17 protein-coding genes and 1 pseudogene are annotated in these 22618 nt (G+C 65.9%); 13 read left to right on the top strand and 5 right to left on the bottom strand.

All coding sequences use genetic code 11. From position 1 onward, the window contains the following. Positions 1-427: 427 nt before the first annotated feature. A complete protein-coding gene (locus RY94_RS05150; RefSeq protein ID WP_231554423.1) occupies positions 428-1450 on the bottom strand; it encodes an NAD-dependent epimerase/dehydratase family protein in 1023 nt (340 codons plus the stop codon). Between the two features lie 191 nt (positions 1451-1641). After that, on the bottom strand, positions 1642-2658 hold the full coding sequence (locus RY94_RS05145; protein WP_082046067.1) for a LacI family DNA-binding transcriptional regulator: 1017 nt from the start codon (positions 2656-2658) through the stop codon (positions 1642-1644). A gap of 121 nt (positions 2659-2779) precedes the next feature. Between RY94_RS05145 and RY94_RS05140 the strand changes: the two genes are divergently transcribed. The 10 genes and pseudogenes from RY94_RS05140 to RY94_RS05095 all read left to right on the top strand — a co-directional run bounded on the left by RY94_RS05140 (position 2780) and on the right by RY94_RS05095 (position 15184). Next, complete coding sequence (locus RY94_RS05140; protein WP_043442417.1) at positions 2780-4078, top strand: ABC transporter substrate-binding protein; 1299 nt, start codon at positions 2780-2782, stop codon at positions 4076-4078. A 9-nt stretch (positions 4079-4087) separates the two neighbouring features. Then, positions 4088-5113: a carbohydrate ABC transporter permease gene (locus RY94_RS05135; RefSeq protein WP_156135026.1), complete on the top strand. Its 1026-nt coding sequence runs from the start codon at positions 4088-4090 to the stop codon at positions 5111-5113. Beyond that, positions 5113-5985, top strand: coding sequence for a carbohydrate ABC transporter permease (locus RY94_RS05130; RefSeq protein WP_052273972.1), 873 nt, complete (start codon positions 5113-5115; stop codon positions 5983-5985). Before RY94_RS05135 ends, RY94_RS05130 begins: the two co-directional genes overlap by 1 nt. 7 nt (positions 5986-5992) lie before the next feature. Next, complete coding sequence (locus tag RY94_RS05125) at positions 5993-8365, top strand: beta-glucosidase family protein (protein WP_043442411.1); 2373 nt, start codon at positions 5993-5995, stop codon at positions 8363-8365. After that, positions 8362-9618, top strand: coding sequence for an endo-1,4-beta-xylanase (locus RY94_RS05120; protein ID WP_043442408.1), 1257 nt, complete (start codon positions 8362-8364; stop codon positions 9616-9618). Before RY94_RS05125 ends, RY94_RS05120 begins: the two co-directional genes overlap by 4 nt. 340 nt (positions 9619-9958) lie before the next feature. Beyond that, the gene (gene arfA, locus RY94_RS05115) at positions 9959-11464 is read left to right on the top strand and encodes an arabinosylfuranosidase ArfA (RefSeq protein ID WP_043442405.1); all 1506 of its coding nucleotides are present in this window, start codon (positions 9959-9961) and stop codon (positions 11462-11464) included. 493 nt (positions 11465-11957) lie between these two features. Then, entirely contained in the window at positions 11958-13139 is a 1182-nt protein-coding gene (locus RY94_RS05110; RefSeq protein WP_043442402.1) for a Gfo/Idh/MocA family protein, read from the top strand. A gap of 34 nt (positions 13140-13173) precedes the next feature. Further along, positions 13174-13386: pseudogene (locus tag RY94_RS05105) on the top strand (hypothetical protein); the annotation flags it as partial. Then, positions 13383-14078, top strand: a complete 696-nt coding sequence (locus RY94_RS05100; RefSeq protein ID WP_043442396.1) for a ThuA domain-containing protein — start codon at positions 13383-13385, stop codon at positions 14076-14078. The pseudogene RY94_RS05105 and the gene RY94_RS05100, both read left to right, overlap by 4 nt. Then, positions 14063-15184 carry a Gfo/Idh/MocA family protein gene (locus tag RY94_RS05095; RefSeq protein ID WP_043442393.1) on the top strand — a complete coding sequence of 374 codons (1122 nt, stop codon included), beginning with the start codon at positions 14063-14065 and terminating at the stop codon, positions 15182-15184. Before RY94_RS05100 ends, RY94_RS05095 begins: the two co-directional genes overlap by 16 nt. A gap of 470 nt (positions 15185-15654) precedes the next feature. Here RY94_RS05095 and RY94_RS05090 read toward each other — a convergent pair whose 3' ends face one another. The 3 genes from RY94_RS05090 to purB form a co-directional block, all read right to left on the bottom strand. Then, entirely contained in the window at positions 15655-17097 is a 1443-nt protein-coding gene (locus RY94_RS05090; RefSeq protein WP_043442390.1) for a lipase maturation factor family protein, read from the bottom strand. A 75-nt stretch (positions 17098-17172) separates the two neighbouring features. After that, positions 17173-18030: an endonuclease/exonuclease/phosphatase family protein gene (locus RY94_RS05085; RefSeq protein ID WP_197060596.1), complete on the bottom strand. Its 858-nt coding sequence runs from the start codon at positions 18028-18030 to the stop codon at positions 17173-17175. Positions 18031-18160: 130 nt separating this feature from the next. Further along, a complete protein-coding gene (gene purB / locus RY94_RS05080) occupies positions 18161-19591 on the bottom strand; it encodes an adenylosuccinate lyase (protein WP_043442388.1) in 1431 nt (476 codons plus the stop codon). Between the two features lie 158 nt (positions 19592-19749). Between purB and RY94_RS05075 the strand changes: the two genes are divergently transcribed. From RY94_RS05075 to RY94_RS05065, 3 genes are read left to right on the top strand one after another with little or no spacing between them, the layout of a single operon-like run. Next, positions 19750-20058: a hypothetical protein gene (locus RY94_RS05075; RefSeq protein ID WP_156135025.1), complete on the top strand. Its 309-nt coding sequence runs from the start codon at positions 19750-19752 to the stop codon at positions 20056-20058. Further along, positions 20055-21356, top strand: a complete 1302-nt coding sequence (locus RY94_RS16690; protein WP_052273971.1) for a hypothetical protein — start codon at positions 20055-20057, stop codon at positions 21354-21356. The genes RY94_RS05075 and RY94_RS16690 overlap by 4 nt, the downstream gene beginning before the upstream one ends. Then, positions 21353-22501 carry a histidinol-phosphate transaminase gene (locus RY94_RS05065; RefSeq protein ID WP_082046155.1) on the top strand — a complete coding sequence of 383 codons (1149 nt, stop codon included), beginning with the start codon at positions 21353-21355 and terminating at the stop codon, positions 22499-22501. The genes RY94_RS16690 and RY94_RS05065 overlap by 4 nt, the downstream gene beginning before the upstream one ends. Positions 22502-22618: the final 117 nt, after the last annotated feature.

The following is a 22618-nucleotide window of genomic DNA, read 5'->3' as shown; positions in this document are numbered from 1 at the left end:
GGACGGCTAAGAGCTCTACCCGCCGACAGGTGGATGCCCCTACGAACTTAAGTGGCTCAGCAGGGCCCGATTGGGCGCAGGTGGGGGTGGCCCCACGTTCTCGTGATCCATAGTTCCTCTACCCGACCTCAATAAGCCCACATGCACTCAAGCTGCGCGTCTTCTGTCCTCGCATACGTTAAGGCAGCGGTCTGACGTTCAAGCTGATTCTGGGTGCCACCGAAAGAGGGGGTAGCAAAAAGGACCCGACGCTTCTGCTTTTGGGTGCTGTCTCAGAAATATGTCTCACCTTGCCTATTCTCAACAAAGCAGAAGAGAACCTTTGATGAACGTGAGGGGACGGCAAATGGGACGTACCGGGTAGGTCAGGATAAGTACCTTAGGTCAGACCGCTGATCTGCGTCCGGCGGGGAGCGCGGTCGGGGTGTCAGAGAGGGCGCGGTGCGTATGCTTCGGCGAGCCGGTCCATCAGGGCGTCCATGTGGGCGTCCACGGTTCGGCGCGACGGATCCAAGTCATGCCAGGCGATCATCTCCCGAGCGCCTTGACTGAAGGGAATGCTGGCGGTGAATCCGGGAACGAGGGAACGGATCTTCGTGTTGTCGAAGATCATCGTGTGCGATTTGTCGCCCAAGAGGCCCGCGCCCCATTCACGGTCGGCTTCGGCGATGGAGTCTGAGGCGACATGGACCAGGAAGGGGTCCGGGACGCCGGCAGCCGCCGCGACCTGGGCGTAAATCTGATTCCACGACGGAGTCTCCTGACCGGTGATGTGCACGGCTTCACCGATTGCGGAGGTGTTTCCGAGCAAACCTGTGAAACCTTTTGCGAAATCGCGGCTGTGGGTGATCGTCCACAACGATGTTCCGTCTCCGGGCACGATGACGGGTCGCCCGGCGCGCATGCGTTCAACAACTGTCCATCCTCCGTCGAACGGGATCAGCGTCTCGTCGTAGGTGTGAGAGGGACGGACGATAGTGACGGGGAATCCGTCTTCGCGGTAGGCCGCAACGAGCAGGTCCTCACAGGCGATTTTGTTGCGCGAGTACTCCCAGAAGGGATTCTTCAACGGAGTGGATTCCAGTACGGGCAGGTGTGTTGGCGGTGTCTGATAAGCCGATGCCGAGCTGATGAAGACGTATTGTCCGGTGCGTCCGGCGAATATCTCGATGTCCTGCTTCACCTGCTCGGGAGCGAAGTTGACCCAGCTGACCACGCAGTCGAAGTTGTGACCAGTTATGGCGTCGGAGACGGCCTGCTTGTCCCGGGAATCCGCGACCAAGGTGGTGACAGTTTCGGGGATCTGGCGCAGGTTGTTGATCCCGCGGTTGAGTAGATAGACGTCCATCCCCGCGTCGACTGCCTGTCTCGTGCAGGAGGCGCTGATAATTCCGCTGCCGCCGATGAAGAGTACTTTCAAGCCCTGCATGGTTTTCTCCTGGTGGTTCATTTGACCCCGCCTGTTGCAAGGTCGCTAATGATACGCCGCTGAATGAGCAGAACGAGGATAACCAGAGGTGCGGTCGCGACGACACGGGCAACATGGGAGGCGGGCTGGCCCTGCTCGATCAGTCGGCGGGCGGTCGCGCCCACGCAGGGTCGCGACGTCGAGGGAAGGGCTTCACCTCCGCCGCCGGCCCGTCAGCCCGCGGCCGGCGCTGCCGTACTATCACGGACGACGAGCCGCGTTGCGAGGTCCATCCGGGGGACGGTTTTGAGGGTGCTCTCACTCATGCGGATCACGAGCCGCGCCGCTTCCTCGGCCATCGCTGTGAGCGGCTGATGCACGGTTGTGAGCGCAGGACTGGACCACTGAGCGAGCTGCAGATCGTCGTAACCGACGATGGACAGATCAACGGGTACCCGGAGCCCGAGGGTCCTGGCAGCTTCGATGACGCCGAGCGCCTGGAGGTCGCTCCCCGCGAAGATCGCTGTGGGGCGGTCGGGCAGCGTCAGGAGTTCGAGAGCGATGCTGCAGCCACCGTCGACCCGGAAGTTACCGAATCGCACGAAGCGTTCATCGATTTCAATGCCGGCCGTGTTCATGGCGGACCGGTATCCGTCAACGCGGGCGAAGGAGCACATCATGTCGTCGCGACCGGTGATCGCGGCAATCCGTGTGTGTCCCAGTTCGATGAGATGACGAGTGGCGACGAGGCCGCCGGACCAGTTCGCCGACCCGATCGCGGGGACATCCGGAGCCGGATCTCCGGCCGGGTCGATGATCACGAACGGAATGGCGCGGGATTGGAGGGTCGCCTTCGCTTCCGCCGCGAGATCGGCGACGACGAGCACCACCCCGACCGGGCGCCGGCGGAGAACCCCAGCGATCCAGGCCGGGGACGGGGAGTGGCGGTCACCCGACTCGGTAAGTACGACGCTCAAATCGTTCGCGCGAGCGACATTTTCGACTCCGCGGATGATCTCCATGGCCCAGGCCGTCTCGAGTTCGGGGAAAACGAGCTCGATCAACGTGTCCCTGTTGGGCAGGCCTGGGCGTCGTTGGTATCCGTGCTTGCAGAGGAGCTCCTCGATTCTTGCCCGCGTCTGCGCGGACACGTCCGACCGTCCGTTGAGGACTTTGGAAACTGTGGAGAGCGAAACTCCGGCCTCATGGGCCACTTCATTGAGTTTGACCTTGCGACCTGAGTCGATCATGAGGATCCAATCTTCATTTGTTGCTGGAAACACTTGCGTCTCACCGGGCCACCACTGTTACGCTCACACCACACTAGGTGTCTTCGACGAAAATGTCGAAACTTTCGAGAGGTGTTCAAAGATGAACAAGCAGAGCATGAGGAAGCTGCTGACCGTTGGGGCGGCGTCAGCAATCGCCCTTGGCGGCCTATCAGCGTGTGGCTCCGACAGTGGAGCAACAGAAGGTGGCGACGTCACCATGACGTTCTGGCACAACTCGACGACCGGCGCTGGCAAGGCGCACTGGGAGAAGACGGTCGCAGCGTTCGAGGAGGCGAACCCAGGCGTTACGATCGATATCCAGTCCATCCAGAACGAGGAGATGGACGGGAAGCTCCAGACGGCGCTTAACTCCGGCGATGCACCCGACATCTTCATGGCGCGTGGCGGCGGCAAGCTTGCGGATGTCGTTGCGGCCGGACAGGCCATGGACATCACGGATTCCATCGAGGACGCCACCAGGGCCGCTGTGCCCGAAAGTGTGTTGGACGCTTTCGCGGTCGAGGGCAAGATTTACGGAATGCCGACGGCCTTGCTGCCTGGCGGCATCTACTACAGCGAAGACCTCTTCGCCGAAGCGGGCGTTGAGGGAACACCAGCGACCATCGACGAGCTCGGTTCCGCCGTTGACAAGCTCAAGGGTGCAGGAATCGATCCCATCGCCGTCGGCGCGAAGGATGCCTGGCCTGCAGCGCACTGGTACTACTTCTTCGCGGTTCGAGCCTGCTCGCAGGACGCTATCAACACGGCCGCCGAAACCATGGAGTTTGACGACCCGTGCTGGCTGGAGGCCGGCAATAACCTGCAGGAATTCGTCGACACGGAGCCGTTCAACAACGGATTCCTCACCACCTCGGCGCAGCAGGGTGCAGGTAGCTCGGCTGGACTCATCGCCAACCAGAAGGCATCCATGGAGCTGATGGGGGCGTGGAACCCCGGTGTCATCGCTTCGCTGACTCCTGACGAGAAGCCGCTGCCTGACCTGGGCTGGTTCCCGTTCCCTGAGGTCGACGGCGGCGAGGGTGAGCCTGGCGCCATGATGGGCGGCGTCGACGGATTCACCTGCTCCGCTCAGGCCCCGAAGGAAGAGTGCACCGCGTTCCTGAACTTCTTCATGCAGCAGGAGCACCAGGAAGGCTACGCGGAAGCGTTCCAAACGATCCCCGCCAACCAGGACGCCCAGGCAGCTGTCACTGACCCGGCGCTCCAGTCAATCCTCGAAGCGTACAACGACGCTCCGTACGTGACGGTGTGGCTCGACACCCTGTTCGGACAGAACGTCGGAAACGCGCTGAACAAGGGTGCCGTCGACATGTTCGCCGGTCAGGGCACAGCTGAAGACATCGTCTCCGCTGTGAACGACGCAGCGGCCAAGGGATAGCAGCAGATCATGATTGAACCTGCAGGGGGTGCTCCGTTGATGACGGATCAGCAGCCGCCGCGGGGCACGGTAACGGCAGGGGATGGCGCTCGTGCGGCGTCCCCTGCCGCGCCGCGGCCCAGGCGGCGTCCAACGGACTGGCGCAAGCGCCTCGAGATCACGCTTCTGGCCGGGCCGGCGATCGTCGTTTTTGTCGGTTTCGTGATTCTCCCGGTCGTCCTCGCCGGCTACTACGGTTTCTTCCGCTGGAAGGGCTTTGGGCCAGCTACCGACTTCGTCGGTTTCGAAAATTACATGATCATCCTTCAGGACAGCGCGTTCCACGACGTGCTGCGCCACAACGGGTTCATCCTGGTGCTCTCCCTGGTCCTCCAGGGCCCCATTGCGATCGTCCTCGCGCTCTTGCTCAACCAGAAGATCCGTGGCCGCTCGCTCATCCGCGTACTCATCTTCGTCCCGTACATCATCTCCGAGGTCATCGTCGGGATCGGCTGGGGTCTCATGCTGCAGACATCCGGTTCCGTCAATGGGCTGCTCGACAGCATCGGGTTGGGAGCTTTCCAGAGGGACTGGCTCTCTGATCCGAGCATCGCCATCTGGTCCCTGATGGTGATCATTTCGTGGAAGTACATCGGCTTTGCCGTCATCCTTTTCCTCGCCGGATTGCAGAGCATCCCAGACGAATTGTTCGAGGCGGCCGCGATCGACGGTGCCAGCTACTGGCAGATCCAGCGCACCATCACGCTGCCGCTCCTCGGGCCGACCGTGCGGATCTGGGCGTTTCTGTCAATCATCGGCTCGCTGCAGTTGTTCGACCTGGTCTTCATCATCTGGGGCCAGTACGTCGCCTCGACTGCTGGGACCTCGACCATGGCCACCTACATGGTCGCCAACGGGCGCACGTCGGGCAACTTCGGCTACGGCAGTGCTGTCGCCGTCGTCATGTTCCTGATCTCCCTTGTCATCGCATTGATCTACCAGCGGTTCGTTCTTTCACGCGACACCGCCGGTGCCCTCACAGAAGGAAAGAAGTGATGGCTGTTCTCGAAGCTCCCACGCGCCTGCACAAGAAGCGTCCACCGAGTGACCGCCAGGAGTGGGGTAGCCCGGCGACCTACTTCATCGCCTTTGTCTTCATCGCACTCTGTCTCGGACCCGTCATCTACATCATCCTCGGTGGGTTCCGCGACAACTCGCAGATCACCAATTCGCCCGCGGGATTCCCGAACCCGTGGAATTTCGACAACTACGCTGAGGTGCTCGCGAGCCCGACCTTCTGGCAGCAGGTCGGCAACTCGGCGATTGCCGGCATCGCTACGACCATCGGTGTGGTGACGCTCGGCCTGATGGCGAGCTTCATCCTCGCGCGATACAGGTTTGCCGGTCGCGGAGCGATGTATTCACTGTTCGCCGCCGGGCTCATGTTCCCGATGACCGTGGCGATCACGCCGCTCTACATCCTTGTCAGGGACCTGGGCCTGATGAACAGCCTGGCTGGCGTGATCCTCCCGCAGATCGCTTTCGGCTTGCCGGTGACGATCATCATCCTGGTGCCGTTCCTCAAGGCCATCCCCGATGAAATCGAAGAGGCGGCGTCGATCGACGGCACCAGCCGGCTGGGCTTCTTCTTCCGGATGGTCGTTCCTTTGTCGCTGCCGGGCGTGGTGACGACGGGCATCCTTGCTTTCGTGGCGAGCTGGAACAGCTATCTTCTCCCGCTGTTCATCCTCGGTGACCAGGCGATGTACACCCTGCCGCTCGGCGTTCAGGCGTTCGCTTCGCAGTATTCGGTGGACACGGCAAAGGTGCTCGCCTTCACCTCACTGTCCATGATTCCGGCACTAATATTCTTCACGCTGTTCGAGCGTCGCATCGTCGGCGGACTCACCGGCGCCGTCAAAGGTTAGGACTTCCTTGAGCACCACGACATCCACGACGACCACGCCGGCATGGCACGACGTCACCGCGTCCGCTTCGGAGCGCGTCGAAGCACTCCTCACCGAGCTCACGCTCGAGGAGAAGATCGCCCAGCTGTTCGGCGTCTGGGTCGGCGCGTCCAATGAGGGCGGGGACGTTGCCCCGCATCAGAACGACATGGACGACGTCATCGACCTCGATGCGCTCCTGCCGAACGGGCTCGGCCAGTTGACTCGACCGTTCGGCTCGGCTCCGGTCGACCCGGCGCTCGGGGCGCTGTCCCTCCTCCGCAGCCAGCGCCGGATCGCGGCATCCAACCGGTTCGGGATCCCGGCTGTTGCGCATGAAGAGTGCCTCGCCGGCTTCGCCACCTGGGGGGCGACCGCCTATCCGGTGCCCCTCGCCTGGGGGGCCTCGTTCAATCCGGGGCTGATTGAGCGGATGTCACACCGCATCGGGTCCGACATGCGCTCGGTCGGCATCCACCAGGGCCTTGCCCCGGTGCTCGACGTGGTGCGGGATGCCCGCTGGGGTCGCGTCGAAGAGACTATCGGTGAGGACCCGTATCTCATCGGCACCATCGGAACGGCGTACGTCCGTGGCCTCGAGTCCGCAGGAATCGTCGCAACTCTCAAGCACTTCGTCGGATACTCGGCGTCGAAAGCCGGCCGTAACCTCGCGCCGGTCTCGGTCGGTCCGCGGGAACTCGCTGACGTGCTGCTCGTCCCGTTCGAAATGGTCATGCGGGAAGGCAAGCCGCGTTCGGTCATGCACTCCTATACCGACATCGACGGCGTGCCATCGGCGGCTGACGAGTCGCTGCTCACCGGAGTCCTGCGCGACACCTGGGGTTTCGACGGCACCGTCGTGGCCGACTACTTCGGGATCGCCTTCCTGAAACTGCTTCACGGCGTCGCAGGTTCGTGGGGCGAGGCCGCTGCTCTCGCGCTCACTGCGGGCGTGGACGTCGAACTGCCGACGGTGAAGACCTTCGGTGCGCCGCTGGCTGAAGCGATCCGGTCGGGCGACCTGCCCGAGGCGGTCATAGATCGTGCCCTCCGGCGTGTGCTGCGCCAGAAGGTCGAACTCGGACTGCTCGATCCTGACTGGGATGCCACGCCCGAAGCGCTACGGGACGTCGACGTGGACAACGCGGAAGGCATCCGCGGCACCATCGACCTGGACAACGCCGGTAATCGGGCAGTTGCCCGCGAGATCGCCGAACAGTCCATCGTGCTTGTGAGCAACGACGGGACCCTTCCGCTCGCCGCCCCGCGCCGGATTGCTGTCGTCGGGCCGACGACCGACGACCCCTTCGCCGTTCTCGGCTGCTACTCGTTCCCTGCGCATGTCGGCGTGCAGCATCCTGACACGCCCCTCGGTATCAAACTGCCTACCCTGCTGGATAGCCTCCGCATCGAGTTTCCCGAAGCCGACATCGAATACGTGCCAGGCACGACGATCGACGGAGGAGAAACCGCCGGGATCTCCGCAGCGGTGGATGCTGCAACGCGGGCGGATGTCGTCATCGTCGCCCTCGGCGACCGGGCCGGGCTTTTTGGCCGCGGCACGAGCGGTGAGGGCTGCGACGTCGAGTCGCTCCGTCTGCCCGGTGCCCAACAGAACCTTCTCGACGCCGTCCTGGCAACATCGACTCCTGCCGTCGTCACCCTGCTCGCTGGACGACCGTACACGCTGGGATCCGCTGTCACGGGCGCGGGCGCGATCGTGCAAGCGTTCTTCGCAGGAGAAGAAGGAACTGCCGCACTCGCCGGCATCCTCTCCGGCCGGGTCAATCCGAGCGGACGCCTGCCGGTCAGCATCCCGGCCTCAGAGGGAACGCAGCCGTCCACCTACCTGGCCGCTCCCCTGGCGCGCTCCAACGGAGTATCGAGCATCGACCCGACCGCGGTCTTCGCGTTCGGGCACGGGATCGGGTATACGACCTTTGACTGGAGCGCCGGCCAGCACGGTCCGGGTACGGTCGGAGTCGACGGCACGGCGACCCTCGGCCTCCGTCTCCGCAACACCGGGGACCGTTCCGGGACAGAAGTCGTCCAGATTTATGTCCACGATCCGGTCGCGTCAGTGGTGCGCCCGGTGCAGCGTCTGGTCGGTTTTCGGCGCGTTGACCTGAAGCCGGGCGAATCCGTCGAGCTCTCGATACACGTTCCCGCAGATGTCACCGGCTTCACCGGCCGAAACGGCGAGCGGATCGTCGAACCGGGAGAGATCGTCCTTGGTCTCGGAGCGTCGAGCACCGACATCCGGATCACGCACTCGGTGCAGCTCTCCGGTGGAGCCCGCGTCGTGGGCTTCGACCGGGCCTTCCACCCGAGTTTCAGCGAGATCGCACGGAGTGCCTCATGAGTGTCGATCACCGCCGGGTGACCGCGCAGGTCACCGTGCTGGACGCCGTCGGCAACCCTGTGCGCAACGCGGATGTCACTGTCGAACAGCAGCGTCATAACTTCGCCTTCGGCAACATCGGTTTCGACTTCATCCCGCTAGCCAATGGGGAGACCGAGCAGGATGCCGCGGCGGAGCCCGTTTTCGGCGGGGCAGGGCTCGCCGGCCTGCCGGAGCTCGAGACGATGTGGCTCGACCTCTTCAACACTGCGACCCTTCCATTCTACTGGCGAGGATTCGAGCCGACCCGCGGCAAGCCTGACACCCGAAGACTTCTCCGGACCGCCTCGTGGTTCGCTGAGCACGGAGTGACGGTGAAGGGGCATCCGCTTACCTGGCACACGCTCGCGCCCGAGTGGCTCACCGGTCTACCGGTGGCGGAGATCGAGCGGCTGCAACGCGAGAGGATCCGACGCGAGGTGACCGACTTTTCCGGGGTCATCGACACGTGGGATGCAATCAACGAAGTCGTCATCATGCCCGTGTTCACTGCAGAGGAAAACGGTATCACCCGGCTTGCGCAGAGCATTGGTCGCGTGCCCATGATTCAGCTCGCGTTCGAGGAAGCTCGCGCCTCGAACCCTTCGGCGACGCTCGTCTTGAACGACTTCGATTTGTCGAGGGACTACGAAGCTCTGATCGAGCGCGTGCTTGAAGCGGGGATCGCCGTGGACGCGATCGGCCTGCAGACGCACATGCATCAGGGGTATTGGGGAGAAGAGACCATGCTCGCGATGGTCGACCGGTTCGCCCGCTTCGGGCTGCCCCTCCATTTGACCGAGACGACTCTGCTGTCGGGGGACCTCATGCCGCCGGAGGTCATCGACCTCAACGACTATCAGATCCCATCCTGGCCATCGACGCCCGAGGGAGAGGCCAGGCAAGCGGACGAGATCGTCCGCCACTATCGCTCACTCGTGGGCCACCCGGCCGTGCAGGCCATCACGTACTGGGGGTTCACCGACGACGGATCGTGGCTCGGTGCGCCGGGCGGGATCGTTCGCGCCGACGGTACGCCGAAACCCTCGTTCTACGCACTGCGGTCGCTGATTAAGGGCGAATGGTGGCTGCCGCCAACGTCGATGCGCACGGATCATGGCGCACGCTTGTCGATCACGGGTTTCTTCGGTGATTACGTGATCAAGCGCGACGGGCAGAGTGCGCCGGTCTCGCTCTCGCGGGGGCGTGAAACGGACACCGTCCGATTCCGCTGACTCTGGCGTGATCGTGCCAACCAGACCATACCCACACCCACCCGACAAGCCGTCAGATGGTCCTGAATCGGGCCGTCCTAGTGGTCCCTGAAGCCGGTAGCGAGTTCAGTCGGTCGTTGCAACACCCCCTGTCGATGTGAGGTGTTGTGCATGGTGTCGATGAAGGAACGGATTGATCAGGAGGCGCGGTTCTGGGTGTTGATGTCCCAGGGATCGACGCTGACCAGCTCCCCGCTTCACACCAAGATCAAGGGGCCCGGGCTGGGAGCCGTGCTTCTACCGCGCTCCTAAGCCCCGAGGAGGAAGCTTTCTCATACGTAACTATGGACAGGATGATGTTGTGACCAATGCCCGTATTGTCATTGAGCGTTCGGCGGTCGTTGCGCCCCTGAATCGCAGGATTTTCGGTTCGTTCGTAGAGCACCTCGGCCGATGCGTGTACGGCGGGATTCACGAGCCAGATCATCCCACCGCTAACGAGGACGGGTTCCGGCTCGACGTGGTCGAGTTGGTCAAAGAGCTCGGGTCGACCACGATCCGCTACCCGGGCGGCAACTTCGTCTCCGGCTACCGGTGGGAAGACGGTGTGGGCCCACGCGATCAACGCCCGGTACGCCGTGACCTCGCTTGGCATGCTCTGGAGTCGAACCAGGTGGGCATCGACGAGTTTGCTCGCTGGTGCAAACTCACCGGATCCGAGTTGATGATGGCCGTGAACCTCGGGACCCGCGGGATCGACAGTGCCCTTGACCTCCTGGAGTACGCCAACCACCCATCAGGAACGGCACTGAGTGACCAACGGGTCGCCAACGGCGCTGTAGAGCCCTACGACATCCGCATGTGGTGTCTCGGAAACGAGATGGACGGACCCTGGCAGACCGGATACATGAGCGCCGACGCTTACGGTCAGATCGCTGCCCGCACCGCACAGGCCATGAAAGCGGCGGATAAAACCCTGGAACTCGTAGCCTGTGGATCCTCCGGCTCCTCGATGCCCACCTTTGGCGACTGGGAGCGCATCGTGCTCGAACACGCCTATGAACACGTGGACTACATCTCCTGCCACGCGTACTACCAAGAGCGCGGCGGCGACCTCGATTCTTACCTCGCCTCGTCGTTGAACATGGAGTACTTCATCCAGGCCGTTGTCGCCGCCGCCGATCACGTCAAACACAAATTGCGCAGCGACAAGACCATCAACCTATCCTTCGACGAGTGGAACATCTGGTATCTCGACGAGCACCAAGCCTCCGGCGAGGTCAACGACCAGTGGACTTATGCGCCCCGCCAACTCGAGGACGTCTATTCCGTCGCCGACGCCGTAGTGCTCGGCAACCTCATGATCACCCTGCTCAAGAACCACGACAGAGTCGCGTCTGCGTCCCTGGCACAACTTGTCAACGTCATCGCGCCAATCATGACCGAACCAGGTGGTGCTGCATGGCGTCAGAGCACTTTCTTCCCCTTTTCGGTCACCGCACGCCTAGCCCGAGGCGAAATCCTTCGCCCAACCATCGAGGTGGACACCTACGAGACGTCCGTCTACGGCCGTGCGCCCCTCGTCGACGCCGTGGCAACAATGGATGTAGAGGCCGGCTCGTCGGCGGTGTTCCTCGTGAACCGCAGCCAAACCGAATCGATCGAAGTCTCGATCGACGTCACCGATCTTGATGCCACCACGATCACCGAGGCGCTCACCCTGCACGATGACGACGTTTACGCGAAGAATACGTTCGAGGACCAGAACCGGGTGGGCCTCAAAGCACTCGACGGCGTCTCGGTCGACGAAGGGACACTCACAGTGACGCTGCCACCCGTGTCATGGTCAGCTATCAGCCTCACCTAGCCTCGATATTTCATGAGGCGGTTCCGGTGGTGTGATCGGGGCTTACCATCTGCCCAATATGGCTGATTATGGCAGGCGCGTACGACAATTTTGCCGCTGATAGTGGCGGTGGTCGGTGATGGTTTCGTGTTTATCACGGTGAGGGTGTTCTTTCTGATTCCGGTTCGGTCGGCGGTCGTGGCTGTCAGGGCGGGGCGAGAGCCTTCAGACGCTGGAGGGCTTTGATGAGCAGTTGAGGATGGCATCCCCGAACCCTCCGAAGCCCGGACAGGCTCCTGACTGATCCTGGGGAGCGACTCGAACTAGCCGCGCTTCGGGCCACGCCTCGAGAGTGCGGCCGTTGACCGCTGAATATGATGCAGATAACTTTTCACGGGTAGTTTGTTGTTGTCGAAAACATTTCGACGGTCGCATAGCTAGGCAGCCCGACTGCTGCATATGGCAGGAATAATCTGCTGGCATTGGTTTGTGAACGAAAGGAACCACTGGTCTCATGACGTCCACGTCGCAACCCGCCCTGCGGGTCGGAATGATCGGCTATGCCTTCATGGGCGCGATGCACTCCCATGCCTGGCGCACCGCGCCGCGCTTCTTCGACCTCCCGCTGCATCCCGAACTCGCCGTCCTCGCCGGGCGGAACCCGGCGGCCGTGACGACCGCCGCCGAGAAGATGGGCTGGCGGGACACCGAGACGGACTGGCGGGCCCTGCTGGAACGCGACGACGTCGACCTGATCGACATCTGCACCCCCGGGGACACGCATGCCGAGATCGCCATCGCGGCGCTGGAAGCCGGCAAGCACGTGCTCTGCGAGAAGCCGCTGGCGAACTCGGTCGAGGAGGCGGAACGCATGGCGGCAGCCGCGAAGGCCGCCGCAGCGAAAGGGGTCTTCGCCATGTGCGGGTTCTCCTACCGGCGCACGCCGGCCCTGACCCTCGCTCGGCGGCTCGTCGAGCAGGGGAGGATCGGGACCATCCGTCACATCCGCGCACAGTACCTCCAGGACTGGCTGTCGGACGAGAATGCACCGATGACCTGGCGCCTGGACAGGAGCCAATCCGGTTCCGGTGCCCTGGGGGACATCGGAGCGCACAGCATCGACGCGGCGCAGTACGTCTCCGGCCTGCAGGTCACGGGAGTGTCCGGTCTCCTCAACACCTTCGTCCACGAGCGTCCCCTCGGCGGGACCCTCGTGGGCCTGGGCGGCCAGGGCGCCAGTGACGGGGGAACCGGAACGGTCACGGTCGACGACGCCGCGATCTTCAGCGCGCGCTTCGACTCAGGGGCGATCGGGGTGTTCGAGGCCACGCGCTTCGCACTCGGCAGGAAGAACTCCATGAGGCTCGAGGTCAACGGCACGCTCGGTTCGCTCGCCTTCGACTTCGAGCACATGAACTCCCTGGAGTTCTACGACGGCACCCAGCCCGCCGAGACCGCGGGCTTCAGCACCATCAACGTCACCGAACCCGTGCACCCTTACACCGGGAATTGGTGGCCAGCCGGTCACGGGCTCGGCTACGAGCACGGGTTCACGCACCAGGTCGTGGACCTGGTGCAGGCAATCGCGGACGGCACCACACCCTCGCCGTCCTTCGACGAGGCGCTCAGTGTTCAGAAGGTCCTGCACGCCATCGAGCAGAGCGCAGCGAACGACTCGGGGTGGCGGCATGTCTGAGGCCGCCCTGACCGGAATTGCACCGCGTCCCGTCACCCTCAACTCGATCGGATACGAGGGCCCCACCAGCATCGAGTGGGAGGACGCCGGGACGGACCGGCTCACCGGCGTCCCGCAGGCGTTGGCGCCCGTCCGGGAGCTGGCACGCATAGCCCCCTCCGCTGCCGCCTTCGACGCCGCCTTCTCGGCGCGAAGCGCGAGCACCCATGAAACATCCGACCACGCCATCACGAAAGAGGGATCATGACCAGCAAGGAAGCACTCGTCGTCCGCGGGGGGTGGGACGGTCACCAGCCCGTTGAAGCCACGGACCGTTTCATCCCGTTCCTCCGTGAGAACGGATACGCCGTCCGGGTCGAGGAGTCACCGAAGATCTACGCGGACGCGGACTACCTGTCGGCCGTGGACCTGATCCTCCAGTGCAACACCATGAACACCATCGAGAAGGACGAATTCGCCGGGCTCCGAACGGCGATCGAGGCCGGGACGGGGCTCGCCGGATGGCACGGCGGGATCGCGGACTCCTACCGCAACGAGTCCGACTACCTCCACCTGATCGGCGGGCAGTTCGCGTGCCACCCGGGCAAGCACCCCGATGAGCGGGTCGGTGAGCAATCGGACAACTACGTGCCGTACCGAGTGAACATGCTCCCGGCTGCGGCGGACCATCCGATCACGCAGGGGATCGGGGACTTCGATCTCGTCACGGAGCAGTACTGGGTCCTGACGGACGACTACATCGACGTGCTCGCGACCACGACCCAGGCGGTCCGCGACTGGGACCCGTGGAACCGTCCCGTGACGTCCCCTGCCGTCTGGACCCGGCAGTGGGGCGAGGGGCGCATCTTCGTCTCGACGCCCGGTCACCGCGTCGAGATCCTCGATGATCCGAACGTCCGAACCATCATCGAAAGGGGTTTGTTGTGGGCGAGCCGTTGAACGTCGGAATCATCGGCTGCGGAGCGATCGTGGCCCAGTACCTGAAGACCCTGCCGTCGCTGGAGTCGGTAAATCTGAGGGCGGTCGCGGACCTGGACTTCAGCCGAGCGGAAGCCGTCGCCGCATCGCAGGAGGGCGTGCGCGCGCTGACCGTGGACGAACTTCTAGTCGACCCCGGCATTGACACGGTCCTGAACCTCACGATCCCTGCCGCGCACGCCGAGGTGGCCAAGCGTGCGATCGCGGCGGGCAAGCATGTCTACGGTGAGAAACCCCTCGCGGCCAACACGAGCGAGGCGCAGGAGGTGCTCGCCCTGGCGGACGAGGCTGGCGTCCGCGTCGGGTGTGCACCGGACACTGTTCTGGGGACGGGCATTCAGACAGCCCGCGATGCCATCGACCGCGGGCTGATCGGCCGCCCGATCTCGGCGTCTGCCACGATGGTGACGCCGGGACACGAACGATGGCACCCCAACCCCGATTTCTACTACGTCCCCGGTGGCGGACCCCTGCTGGATATGGGCCCGTACTACGTCACCGCGCTGGTCACCCTGCTTGGCCCGGTCACGTCCGTCATCGGTGCGGCCAGCCACACCAGGGACGAGCGAACCATCGGGGGTGGGCCCCGTGCGGGTGAGACTGTGCCGGTCTCGATCGACACGCATGTCACCGGAGTCCTCGTCCACGAATCCGGAGCCCTCTCCACCCTGATCATGAGTTTCGACGCCGTGCAGACGAGGGCTTCCAACATCGAAGTGCACGGTGAATGGGCCAGCTTGACCGTTCCTGACCCCAACTATTTCGACGGCGAGGTGTCCATTTGCGACCTCGAGAACAGGGAGCAGAGCACGTGGAAGGTGCTCCCCACCAGTGCAGGCTATATCGGAGCCGGCAGGGGATACGGCCTCGCGGACATGGCTCTAACGCCATCCGGTATGGAACACCGCGCGAACGGGCAACTCGCCTACCACGTGCTCGACGTCATGGAGTCGCTCCTTAGGGCGGCGTCAAGCGGCAGCACCGAATCCGTGGGAAGCACCGCGGAGAGACCCAGGTCAGTGCCACTCAGGTCCCTTACGGAGTTGGCTTCCTCGACCCCCCGCTGAGGCGGCATCAGTAGGGACTGTCTACTGCACATTCTTTGACCGCAGATTCTGAAAACTCGATCCGCCTTACGGCATCACCAAATCTGCTCACTGAAGGAGGGTTTTCAGAAGACCTACGTCCCATCCGGTCCGCGATAGCTGGATGGGTGCTCGATCGGTCGGACGACGCACAAGCCGGTCGAGGAGAAGGGCCTGATTGCAGTGAGTGGCTGCAATCAGGCCCTTCTCACCGCGACTCCTGAGATCTCGATGAGTTCATGGTCTTTATTCCGCCTTGACTGGATCATGCCCAAATTTCAATCTTTTGCCGCAGCCTCATCCGAGTCTACTTACCGAAATCTCCGGTCTAAGTGTGGACCACGGGAGGCCTTCGATCTGGCGACGCACTCGGCGCTGCCGGGTCCAGAAGCGGGACATGTTTGCAGCAGCGACCATGGGCTGACCCCGCCACGGCCGCATCAGTCCCGCACTCAGGGGACGTCGGCCCGCAATGAGGCCGGATGCACCAGGACGCCCTGCGGCTCGCGGATCCACCACAACCCGGTGGCCCGTTTCTCCTCCCGGGTGGAGAAACGGTAGATGAACATGCGCGCCCGGACGTAGCGGGGCCGTGCGCCGTCGAAGGGGTCCGTGCGGAGCAGCTTCAGGACCAGCGGGTCCGCCTGGAGGAGCTTGACCAGGAACGGGCTGAACCAGCCCCGCTCAGACCCCAGGGCGAGGAACCACATCATCCAGTCCAGCCGCAGGTGGTACGGCGCGAACTGGCGCGGCATCCGCGACGGGTCGCCGGGCTTGCCCTTGAACTCGTACTCGCGCCACTGTGCGCCGGGGCCCACGCGGTCGAGCGTTCCCTCCACGATCACCTCGTACCGCACCTTCGTCACGCTCCCGAACGCCCCGTAGGCGTTGCCGAGGTGCCACCGGTTGAAGCTCGCGTTCATGAGCTGCCGACGGGCGAACAGGTTCAGCAGCGCCGGCCGGCCGAGGTAGGCGAGGAACAGCATCGCGAGGAGGACGACGACGGTCACGTACAGCGGCGTCGGCTGGTAGGCGCCGGATACGTCGAGAGCAGGGAACACCGCCTCGTAGAAGGAATCGGGCACCGCGGCGAAGGCCAGGATGATCGTCAGGGTGTTGAGCCAGGCGAAGTTGCCGGAGAGCACGAGCCAGCCCTGCGTGGCGATGATGACCAGCGCGGCGACGCCCGCCACCGGCTGCGGCGTGAAGAGGAGGAACGGGACGATCAGCTGCGTGACGTGGTTCCCCGCCACCTCGAGACGGTGCAGCGGTTTCGGCAGCAGGTGGAAGAGCCGGCTGGCCGGATTCGGCATGGGCTGGGTCTCGTGGTGGTAGTACAGGGCGGTCAGGTCACGCCAGGAGCGGTCGCCGCGCATCTTGATCATCCCGGCCCCGAATTCGAGCCGGAAGACGAGCCAGCGGATCATCAGCAGCACCAGGAACGGCGGTGCGATCTCCGCGGACCCCAGGAAGGCGACGATGAACCCCGCCTCCAGCAGGAGGCTCTCCCAGCCGAACCCGTAGAACGCCTGGCCCACGTTCACGATCGACGTGTACAGCCACCAGATCAGCAGGAACGCGATCAGGGGGACCCACGGTGGTCCGGCCTGCGGGACGCCGAGGACGAGCAGCGCGGCGACCGCCGTGCCGGTCCAGGCGACGGCGCGCAGGCGGCGGTCCGTGTAGCCGCGATGGAAGAGCGACGGGCCTGCCCGCCTGCCGGCCCGCTCGAGGAAGACGGGGACAGGCATGAGGCCCTTCTCGCCGAGGAGGGCCGGGAACTGGGCGACGGCGGACAGGAACGCGATGAGGTACACGGCGGCGACCCCGCGCTGCGCGATCTGCCGCCCCACTTCGTAGTCCTCGGCGGTGAGGATCCCGGCGATCCACTCCATCCCCTCAGCGTCCGGTCCCCGGGAGGGGGCGTCAAGGGCGTTTCGACCCCCGGGGTCCGGTTCCCGGGAGGGGGGTCAGGGACCTTTCGGCCCTCGGCCCCGCGGGTCCCGGTGCCGGCGGACCGGCTGCGGAGCGCCCGGCTCCTCGCGTCGGGGCGGGATGTCGACGAGCGCCTGCACGGCGGCGTGGTCGCTCGCATACCTGCCGTCCAGGGTGGAGGTGTTCACCGCCGCCTGCCGGACCCGCACGTCGGGGGTGGTGAGGATCCAGTCGATCCGCGCACCCCCGTCCACGGGACGGTCGTAGCGGGGATAGGTGCCGTAGGCGGGCGTGAGGTGCTCGTCCGCCCGGGCCCAGGCATCGACGAGGACCTCCGAGTCGAGGAACCGCCGGTACGCGGAGGAGGATCCGGCGTCGGAGTTGAAGTCGCCCATCACGATGGCGGGCAGGTCGGGGCGGAAGAAGCGCACGAGGTCGAGCACCGCGGCGGCGCTGCGGACCCGCGCATTCTCGGATTCGTGGTCGAAGTGGGTGTTCACGAGCAGGATCTCCCGGTCCGTCCCGCTGTCGTGGAAGCGGCCCCACGTCACGATGCGCGTCACGCCGTTGCCCCAGGTGGACGAGCCGATGAGCTTCGGGCTGTCCGACAGCCAGAACTGGTCCCATTCGATGAGCCGGAGGCGCCCGGCGTCGTAGAAGATGGCCGAGTACTCGCCGCGGCTGCCCCCGTCCCTGCCGGCGCCGATCCGGCGGTACCTCGGCGGCAGGGCTGCCTCGATCGCCGTCAGCTGGTGGTGCAGCGCCTCCTGCACCCCGAGGACGGCCGGGACCTCCCGGCGCAGCAGGTCCTGCAGGGGTGCGATCCTGTCCGGCCAGTAGTCCACGTCGTCGGGCTGCGCCGCGGGGCGGTCGTACCGGATGTTGAAGCTCATGACGTGGAGGGAACGACGGCTGGCCCTGATCAGGGCGGGTGACGGGGATGATGCGGATGTTCGTGGCATGGAGACCTTCCGGTGCGGCACGTGCGTTGCGGCTGGGGCCCGGCGCTCCGCCGGCGCCCGGTCAGCGCAGGTGGTCCACGAGGCCCGCCGCGATCCCCGTGTAGCTACCGGGCGTCAGCGCGAGGAGCCGCTGTTCGGCCTCCGGGCTGAGTCCGAGGCCGCTGACGAACTCACGCATGCGTCCGGCGTCCACGCGGTGTCCGCGGGTCAGGTCCTTGAGGCGCTCGTAGGGGTCGTCGAGGCCCGGCACGCCGGCAATCGCCTCCGCACGCATGACCATCTGCACCGCTTCCCCGAGGACCTCCCAGTTGCCGTCGAGGTCCGCCGCGAGGACGTCCTCGGCGACGTCGAGCCGGGCGAGGCCCTTCGCGACGTTCGACACGGCCAGGAGCGAGTGCCCGAGGGCCACCCCGATGTTGCGCTGGCTGGACGAGTCGGTCAGGTCGCGCTGCCAGCGGGAGGTCACGAGCGTCGACGCCAGGACGTCGAGCAGGCCCGAGGAGATCTCCAGGTTGGCTTCCGCGTTCTCGAAGCGGATCGGGTTGACCTTGTGCGGCATGGTCGAGGATCCCGTGGCGCCTGCCACCGGGATCTGGGCGAAGTACCCGATCGAGATGTAGCTCCACACGTCCGTGCAGAAGTTGTGGAGGATCCGGTTGAAGCGGGCGACGTCGGAGTACAGCTCCGCCTGCCAGTCGTGCGATTCGATCTGCGTGGTGAGCGGGTTCCAGGTCAGGCCGAGACCCTCCACGAAGGACCGCGCGACGTCCTGCCAGTCCGCCTGCGGGACGGACGCGTAGTGGGCGGCGTAGGTGCCGGTGGCCCCGTTGATCTTCCCGAGGAACTCCGTGGCCGCGATGCGGTCGAGCTGCCGCGTGAGGCGGTGCGCGACGACGGCCATCTCCTTGCCGAGCGTGGTGGGGGTGGCGGGCTGGCCGTGCGTGCGCGAGAGCATCGGGGTGTCCCGCGACGTGCGCGCCAGGTCCGCGATCGACGCGACGAGCGCCCGGGCGGCCGGCAGCCAGACGTCCAGGACCGCGCCCTTCACGCCGAGGGCGTAGGAGAGGTTGTTGATGTCCTCCGACGTGCAGCCGAAGTGGACCAGCGGCTTCAGGTGGCCGATCCCGATCCCGTCCAGCCTCCGCCCGATGAAGTACTCCACGGCCTTGACGTCGTGCACCGTGACGGCCTCGATCTCGCCGAGCTCCGCGACGGACCCGGCGTCGAAGGAGGTGACGACCGCGCGCAGTCGTGCCTCCTGGTCGGCGTCCAGGGGGCTGGTCCCGGGCAGCACGGAGCGCCGCGTCAGGTGGATCAGCCATTCGACCTCCACGTGCACGCGGTCCCGGTTGAGCGCCGCCTCCGACAGGAAGTCGACGAGCGGGGCGACGGCCCCCCGATACCGGCCGTCGAGCGGACCGAGCGTCAGGGACGTCCCCTCCCCTCTGGACAGAGCAGCGAATTCAACCCGGGAGAGCACGGAGTCAGCCATTCCCCCATCCTTTCACGGCGCCGATGGCGGGTGTCACCCGGCGTGGCACGCCCGCGTCCTTGACCCGTCGTCGTCGGTGTCCACATACCGGCCCCGCCGTCCGGCCACCGCCCGCTCCGCTCCTAGCGTTGAGGCACGAGCGGACGAGAGGACTGGTCATGGATGGCGGGATGCACGGCGGGGCGTCAGGTGAGGCGTGGGCCGTGGTGAGCACCGAGGTGGCCGCGATGGCCGCGCGTCTCCGGTGGCACGCAGGGCAGATGGCGGACATCCGCAGGCATGCCCTGTCGGTCGGCCTGCTCTCCTGGGAATCTCCCGCAGGCGGCAATTTCCGTGACTACCTGGCGGAGCGAGGCAGGGAACTGGGCAGCACCGCGGAGCTGCTCGAATCCGCCGCGCACGAACTGGGGGTCTTCGCCCGTCTGGTACGGGACGCCGAGGACCAGCAGCGCGGGGCGGGGCTGTGACGGATGGGCTGCGCCCCGTCGTGGGCGACGACGGTGAGATGGTCGTCCGCGGGGGTGTCGGCGGGATCCGGTTCCAGTGGGAGGAGCTGGAGGAGGCCGCCCGGGTGCTGGCGCTCCTCGCCGCGGATGCGGGGGAGATCGCCGTGGGCCTCGGGTTCCTGGACCGCGACGTCAGTGAGCTCCCGTGGCGGATCATGCATCTCCACCTTCCCGGCGGCGTGGCCGGACCGCAGTACCAGGTGGCCCTGGCGCAGCTGGACGGCGCATGGACCGCCTCCCTCGAGAATGCCCGTGCACTCGCCTCCGCGGAGGAGCGGCTCCGTGCCGGCCTGCGCGCCTACCGCCTGGCCGACGACGCCGCGTCCGCCGCGACCGAGGCCGCGCGCCGGGCGTCCGAGGGTGCGGCGCGGAACCTCGCGCGTGCGGCAATCGCCAGCGGTGCCCTGACCGTCGGTCCGATCGAGCTGCAGGCTGCCGACACGGGGGCAACCGTCCGGCTCGACGGGACGGTCGGTGGAGTGCTGGCGCGCCTGGCCGCGGTCGAGGGAGATGACCCGGGGACCTTCGAGGTGCTCCGGGCGGGGTCCGACGACGAGCCCGTCTACGTCGTCGTCCTGCCGGGCACCCAGGCGTCGCGGCCCGGGGGGCCCGCGCGAAGCAATCCCTTCGACGCGGCGGGGATCGCCGAAGCCCTCGCGGAGGACAGCCGCTTCACGGAGGAGGCCGTCCTGCAGGCCCTCGCGCACGCCGGCGCAGGGGAGGGGGACGCCCTCCTGGTCGCGGGGTACAGCCAGGGCGGGCTGCACGCCGTCAACCTGGCGGAGTCGGAGGGCGTGGGCGGCCGCTACGACGTCCGGCTGGTCGTGACCGTGGGGTCGCCCACGGGCTGGTCCGCGAGCGGCGGCACGGAGTACCTGCACCTGGAACACCGGGCGGACTCCGTGCCCGCCCTCGACGCGGCGTCCAACGGTGACGACCGCCACCGGACCACCGTCACCCTCGCCACCCCGGTGCCGGAGCCGGGTGAACGCACCGACGGCTCGACGGAACCGCGGGGTCTCGGACCGGCCCACAAACTCGAGAACTATGCCCTGGGCGCGCGTCTCGTCGATGCCGGGGACGCACCGTCGCTCGCCCCCGCGGCTGCGGTGCTGGCCACCGCAGGCGGCGTTGCGCGGCGCTACTCCTTCACGGCCACGCGTCGACCGCCCGGCACCGACACTCCGCCGGCCGGCGGCACCCCGCCCTCCGCGAGCAGGCGCCGCGAGGCGGACGGCCGGTCTAGGCTATGGCCATGACATCGATCGAGGACCGTCCGGCACCATCCCCAGGCCCTGCGGCCCCGGCTTCCGGCGCAGCCGGCATCCGACCGCGCGGCGTCCTCGGGAAGCTTCCCCGCTACGCGGCGGGGAAACCACCCGTGGTGGTCGAGGGGCTCGAGAGTTTCAAGCTGTCCTCGAACGAGAACCCGCTGCCACCGCTGCCCGCGGTCCTCGCCGCGATCGCCGCCGAGACCTCGATCAACCGCTACCCGGACCCGATGACGACGGCGCTGCGGACCGAGCTCGCGGGCTATCTCGGCGTTCCCGCGACGGACATCGTCACGGGTGCAGGCAGCCTCGGCGCCCTGAACCAGATCCTCGCCACCTTCGCGGGACAGAACGACTTCGACGCACCCGACGAGGTGATCTACGCGTGGCGCTCGTTCGAGGCCTACCCGATCAGCGTGGGCCTCGCGGGGGCCGCAGGCGTCCAGGTCCCGGTCCGGGAGGACGGCACGCATGACCTGCAGGCGATGGCGGCGGCCATCACCGACCGCACGCGCGTCATCCTGCTCTGCACCCCCAACAACCCCACCGGGCCCATCCTCACGCGGGACGAGGTGGTCGGCTTCCTGGCGGAGGTGCCTCCGCACGTGGTGGTCGTCATCGACGAGGCGTACCAGGAATTCGTGCGGCGCCCGGACGCCGTCGACGGCATCGAGCTGTACCGGGAGCATGCGAACGTGATCGTGCTGCGGACCTTCTCCAAGGCACATGGACTCGCCGGGCTCCGTGTGGGCTACTCGGTGTCCCAGCAGGCCCTCACCGAGCACCTGCGCGTCAGCGCCGTCCCGTTCGCCGTATCGCAGATCGCCGAGCACGCCGCGGTGACGTCGCTCCGGCACATCGGGGAGGTCGAAGCCCGCGTCCAGTCGATCGTCGACGAGCGGATCCGCGTCGTCGCCGGGCTGCGCGAGCTGGGCTGGCGCATCCCGGAGGCCGAGGGGAACTTCGTCTGGCTCCCGCTCGGCGAGCGCACCCAGGACTTCGCGGCGAAGGCAGGGGAGCGGGCCCTGTCCGTGCGGGCCTTCGGATCGGAGGGCGTCCGCGTCTCCATCGGCGAGAAGGCCGCCAACACCCGTTTCCTCGAGTTGTGCGGAGAGTACACGCACCGCCCCTGACAGGGACGCCCGGTCTTAAATAGGCCCTCGGGTCCGCCCTGACTAGTCTTGATCAGTACGTCCCGGGAACATATGTTGTCCCGTGTATGACTTACGACATACATTCCCCGAACGGAA

Origin of the sequence: Arthrobacter sp. L77 (genome assembly GCF_000816565.1) — a bacterium.
GTDB lineage: Bacteria > Actinomycetota > Actinomycetes > Actinomycetales > Micrococcaceae > Arthrobacter_D > Arthrobacter_D antioxidans.
Note: the sequence above shows the minus strand (reverse complement) of the source record. Positions and strands in the feature narration are given on the sequence as shown.

Coding starts and splice junctions, on each gene's coding strand:
- RY94_RS05150 (WP_231554423.1), bottom strand. CDS start 1,450: ATGAACCACCAGGAGAAAACCATGCAGGGCTTGAAAGTACTCTTCATC.
- RY94_RS05145 (WP_082046067.1), bottom strand. CDS start 2,658: ATGATCGACTCAGGTCGCAAGGTCAAACTCAATGAAGTGGCCCATGAG.
- RY94_RS05140 (WP_043442417.1), top strand. CDS start 2,780: ATGAACAAGCAGAGCATGAGGAAGCTGCTGACCGTTGGGGCGGCGTCA.
- RY94_RS05135 (WP_156135026.1), top strand. CDS start 4,088: ATGATTGAACCTGCAGGGGGTGCTCCGTTGATGACGGATCAGCAGCCG.
- RY94_RS05130 (WP_052273972.1), top strand. CDS start 5,113: ATGGCTGTTCTCGAAGCTCCCACGCGCCTGCACAAGAAGCGTCCACCG.
- RY94_RS05120 (WP_043442408.1), top strand. CDS start 8,362: ATGAGTGTCGATCACCGCCGGGTGACCGCGCAGGTCACCGTGCTGGAC.
- RY94_RS05110 (WP_043442402.1), top strand. CDS start 11,958: ATGACGTCCACGTCGCAACCCGCCCTGCGGGTCGGAATGATCGGCTAT.
- RY94_RS05100 (WP_043442396.1), top strand. CDS start 13,383: ATGACCAGCAAGGAAGCACTCGTCGTCCGCGGGGGGTGGGACGGTCAC.
- RY94_RS05090 (WP_043442390.1), bottom strand. CDS start 17,097: ATGGAGTGGATCGCCGGGATCCTCACCGCCGAGGACTACGAAGTGGGG.
- RY94_RS05085 (WP_197060596.1), bottom strand. CDS start 18,030: ATGAGCTTCAACATCCGGTACGACCGCCCCGCGGCGCAGCCCGACGAC.
- purB (WP_043442388.1), bottom strand. CDS start 19,591: ATGGCTGACTCCGTGCTCTCCCGGGTTGAATTCGCTGCTCTGTCCAGA.
- RY94_RS05075 (WP_156135025.1), top strand. CDS start 19,750: ATGGATGGCGGGATGCACGGCGGGGCGTCAGGTGAGGCGTGGGCCGTG.
- RY94_RS05065 (WP_082046155.1), top strand. CDS start 21,353: ATGACATCGATCGAGGACCGTCCGGCACCATCCCCAGGCCCTGCGGCC.